The organism is Pararhizobium antarcticum (assembly GCF_001885585.1).
Taxonomy (GTDB): Bacteria; Pseudomonadota; Alphaproteobacteria; order Rhizobiales; family Rhizobiaceae; genus Pararhizobium; species Pararhizobium antarcticum.
Genome location: NZ_LSRP01000009.1, coordinates 1 through 4,522, shown reverse-complemented (window position 1 = coordinate 4,522; position 4,522 = coordinate 1). Strand labels below are relative to the sequence as shown.

Annotated in this window: 3 protein-coding genes, 1 tRNA gene and 1 pseudogene; 3 read left to right on the top strand and 2 right to left on the bottom strand. The window is 55.4% G+C overall.

The features are described from left to right. A pseudogene (locus AX760_RS26565) lies at positions 1–399 on the bottom strand (Ppx/GppA phosphatase family protein); the annotation flags it as partial. A 275-nt stretch (positions 400–674) separates the two neighbouring features. Here AX760_RS26565 and AX760_RS02025 point away from each other — a divergent pair. From AX760_RS02025 to AX760_RS02015, 3 genes are all read left to right on the top strand, one after another. After that, positions 675–748 (top strand) — tRNA-Gln (locus tag AX760_RS02025). Between the two features lie 158 nt (positions 749–906). Continuing rightward, complete coding sequence (locus AX760_RS27545) at positions 907–1,311, top strand: DUF6538 domain-containing protein (RefSeq protein WP_245294911.1); 405 nt, start codon at positions 907–909, stop codon at positions 1,309–1,311. 58 nt (positions 1,312–1,369) lie between these two features. Continuing rightward, positions 1,370–1,786 carry an Ig-like domain-containing protein gene (locus AX760_RS02015; protein WP_071831173.1) on the top strand — a complete coding sequence of 139 codons (417 nt, stop codon included), beginning with the start codon at positions 1,370–1,372 and terminating at the stop codon, positions 1,784–1,786. A gap of 339 nt (positions 1,787–2,125) precedes the next feature. Here AX760_RS02015 and AX760_RS02010 read toward each other — a convergent pair whose 3' ends face one another. Continuing rightward, a complete protein-coding gene (locus AX760_RS02010) occupies positions 2,126–4,342 on the bottom strand; it encodes a putative bifunctional diguanylate cyclase/phosphodiesterase (RefSeq protein WP_071831172.1) in 2,217 nt (738 codons plus the stop codon). Between the last annotated feature and the right edge of the window lie 180 nt (positions 4,343–4,522).

Below are 4,522 nucleotides of genomic sequence, written 5' to 3'. Positions count from 1 at the left end.
GGGGGGGGCCTGCCGGTGGGGGGCCGGTTCGACTCCCGCAGCCGACGCGGCTGCACTCGACGAACCCTGTCCATCGAGCGTGGCCTGATGATGGCTGGAGGCGTCCTGAGCCATGCCCTGTCCCGGCATGGGCGACGACGCGCCATGGCCGGATTTCGAGCGGCGACGACGCTTGCGCTTGCGCACCGGCTCGCCGGTCCGCTCTGCGGTGTCTTTCATCTCGGGACGCCCTGCCTCGCCGGCAGGACCGGCTGGGCTGACATTCGCAGAAGCGTTGCGGGACGGGTTGTGCCGCCTGCGCTTGCCCTTGCCGGAACGGGACACGGAATGCCCATCGTTACGACCTGCTGCCGACGCCCCGGAAACGGGCGGCTGTTCGCCGCTGTCGGGGTCTTTCACGTGTGTGTCCATTGCGCCGCGCGGATCTGTATGCCGCTCGAGGCGCTCGCTTGATTTTCGTTGCACCGACTTTATCAGCGCCGCTGGCTTTCGCCAAATTCTTTTTGCACACGCGCAAACAGCCAAGGCCCCGTCCAAAAATGCCCGCACAGGACGCCAGCCAGCGCCGTTTTGCGCCCGCCCCAATTATTTTCCCAAAATCTATTTGCATCCGCCGTTGTTTTGTTTATAAGCCCGGCACACCGGCTGAGCGCCACTGATCGCTCACGCAGCGTTGGGGAATAGGTTAACGGTAGACCCACGGACTCTGACTCCGTTAGTCCTGGTTCGAATCCAGGTTCCCCAGCCAATTCTCCCTAAAAGCCCTTAATTCCTTGATTTTCCAGTCGTGCCGGATATCGTTTTGGCATCATTGGCGACCTGATGCCCAGAACTGATGCCCAAAGGTGATGCCCAGCCGAATTCGGCGCGGTCAAACCTTCAGGCTCGATACAGGGTCTGTTCGTCATGGCTGTGCGCCACGAGGTCGAGAATCTCATCCGCCGCGGAAACATCTTCTACTGGCGCCCCCGGGTTCCGGCCGCTTTCACTCAATGCCAGCCCGGCAGCCGGCTTTCACTCAGCCTTCATTGTTCCGACCATAAAAAGGCTCAGATCATTGGCCGCAAGCTCAACACGCGGCTGGCCGAGTTGAAGACGCATTCGAAGGACATGATGGGCGACAGGGAACTTCTTCAAAAACTGTTCGAGCGTATCCGCAACAGAGTGCTTGATGTTCTCGATAACATCAGCTTGATGGCCAAGCGAGACGGCCGCGCGGGTCACATTGCCGAGCAAGCCGTCCCGCGCGGCCTGTTTCGCCATCTGCACCCAATGTGCGGCCAAGGTTGGATAATGCACACGGGCACGTAGGTCTTGACTCATGCGAGCATCCAGCCAAATTGCGAACCGATAATTGCATGGGGGATTCATGAACAAAGCATTTCTTGTTGCGATCGGCACAGCCATCGCGTTGACCGCCTGCACCTCGACAAGTCAGATGCCCGCTGGCCGGACTTTGCAGTTTGTGCATGCCTCCGAGGTCAACCGGTCATGTGTTGCACTTGATGTTCCGGAAATCACGATCCTGACACCTCCGCAGCATGGGAGAGTGAAAATTAGTAAGTCCAGATTCAAACCCGACGGCTTTAAGCCCAGCAACTCGCGTTACAAATGCCGCAACACCCTCGTCGATGGTGTCACTGCTGAATACACGCCGGACGCAGGCTTCGTCGGCAGGGACTCCTTGAAATACAGGCTGACATACCATTTCAATGAGCCTAAGGACGAAAATTACAAGCGCGAGCTTTCGCACGAGGATCACTCGAAATCGTTTGACGTCAGATAGTAGGCGCCCCGGCCCTTCGACCGGCGCCCCCATGCTTCGTTCATGTAACCGTCACAGATATCGGCCCGACTGCCGCGCTTGGGAAACCATACGCGTCCGCGACGACCGCGTGAAAATCTCGGACGCCGGCAGGAATGGTCGCGACGGTGGTGATGCTTTAGGTCGTCGACGGAGCAACGGACAATACCTTTACGACTGCGGCCGAAGTCCTTGGAAAAAAGCGTTGAGGCCATCTCACCGCAAGAAGCCTTACGGCAAATGGATGGCCGTGACAGCCGTTCGGAACCATGACGTCAGCGTGGTACTCGCGCGCCGGACGATCTCGATCAGCGAGACGTGCTAATACTGCTTGTCCAGAAGCGCCTCAATCGTGAGATCACCGACGGGACGGCTGTAGAAATAGCCCTGCCCGTGTTCGCATCCCGCTAGATGTAAGAACTGCGCCTGCTCGATGGTCTCAACGCCCTCCGCCACGACTTGAAGCTTGAGGCTTCGCGCCAGGTTCAAGATGGCCGTGACAATTGCACAGTCTTGCTCGTCGTCCGGCGTATTCATGATAAAGGATCTATCGATTTTAAGACGGGAGAACGGGAGCTTTTTCAGCATATTCAAGCATGAGTAACTGGTTCCGAAATCATCAATTGCGAAATCGACTCCCATATCGGTCAGCTCTTTCATGATGCCCGCGGCCGAACCGATATCACGCATGATCGAGCTTTCGGTAATCTCGATTTCGAGAAGTGACGGGTCCAGACCGCTCTCCTTGAGGGCCGCTTTGACATGATCGATCACGCCGGCATTTTGAAACTGCTTCGGCGACATGTTGACACTCACCCGAACGCGATGCCGGGCATTCATGCTCCATTTTTTGGCCTGCTGACAGGCTTTCCTGAGCACGGCTTCACCCAACTCTATGATAATGCCCGTTTCTTCAGCAAGAGGGATGAACTCGGATGGAGGCAAAATGCCCTCTACGGGATGTTTCCATCTGACGAGCGCTTCAACGCCGGACACGAGACCAGTTGTCAGGTTTATCTGCGGCTGAAAATCGAGGACAAATTCATCGTTTTGAATGGCCGTGCGCAGCTCTTCGGCTCGAAGAAACTTCCGTCGTGCGCTATCGGAGAGTTCTTGCGAAAAGGCTTGAACGGCGTCGCGCCCATTTTCTTTGGCTTTATACATCGCAAGATCGGCTGCCCTGAAAAGGTCAGACGCCATGAGGCCGTGCGAGGGATAATAGGCAACACCGATGCTGCAGCTGACCTTCAAATCGAGACCTTGTAGTGTCAAAGGCTGCGCAACGGTTGTTTTGATGCGCTGAAGTCGATCTTCAAAGCGCTCATCAGTTTCGTGCAATACAAGAACAAACTCATCGCCCCCGATACGGGCAACAATGTCCTTCCCTGTGATGAGGCTGGAAAGCCTTCCTGAGGCTTCTTTCAGAAGTTCATCACCAACGGCATGACCGAAGGTATCATTGATCTGTTTAAAATTATCCAGATCGAGGAAACTGACCGCCACCTGTTGTGACGAAAGTTCAGCAGCTTTGAGAATTCCCGGAAGTTTTCCTTCGAGGGAGGTGCGATTTTCCAAACCTGTTAGCGCGTCGTGAACGAGGAGAAAACGTATTTGTTGTTCTGCCCGCCTGCGGTCGATAGCGATCCCTGCCATACGGCTCGCTCCCGCCAAGAACTCGGTGAGGCTTCGGCTGAGATCGTTCTTCGTCGACGATATGCCAATCAGGCCATGACTGGTCCCATTTGCCGAAGGAATTTCAAAGCACAAAAAACCGCTATTCTCAAAAGCTGTTCTGGCCGTCGCCTCACGGATGGGCGTTGAAGACGACGCAGATAGAGCTTCGAAAAGCGGCAGCAGCAGATCGGGCGCGTTTGGAGCTTTGAAAATCTGAATACCATCCTCCGGGGGGAAGGCAACCGCTGCACATCTGATACCTTCGGCAAGTTCTTCAATCAGTTCCGCCAACGTATTCATGAGCTCTGGAATGGCGACCGAACCAACAATCATTTCAAGTATGCGGTTTTGAGCTCGCATCAGGCGTTCCGAGGCCTTACGTGCGGAGATGTCACGCGAAGACCCGACAATACCGACGATTGCGCCGCTGCTATCTCTCAGAGGCACGCGTGACATCATCAGCCAACGGTCGCCTCCCCCGCGCATGGCACGCTCATCGTATCCCAGATCTGGCTCACCTGTTTCCATGACGCGCTGTTCTATCTCGGATATGCGCGCATCGGTGGCGGCTTCGCCGTGAAGATCAAAGTCGGTCAGTCCGATAATGTCGTCAACGCTTGAGAGATCGTTGCCTTGAATAATGGCTTGGTTTGCATAGAGAAATCGACCATCGCGATCTTTTGCATACATGAAATCCGGAACATGATTGACCATAGCCTCGAGCAACAACGCACGCCCTACAATTTTGGGATCCGCTGCACGCAAGCGGGAGGCCGCTTCAAGAAGAACGCTGGAATCGCGTGAAACATCTTCGTCCCCTTTGGGATCAACGAGGTGTTTACCCGACGCGGCTATATTTTTCATTGTTCAGTTACTCCAGCACAGGCGAATGCATTGTCGTCATTATTGGTTATGTTAGTGTCCGTCCGGAGACTTTGAGAATCGGCGGAATCGGTTAGCGGACTTCGGTTTGCGGGTTGTGCGCGGTTGTGATTCCTTTTGTGCTTTCGAATCACGAAAGGAAGCTGCGATGTGGACGATCGA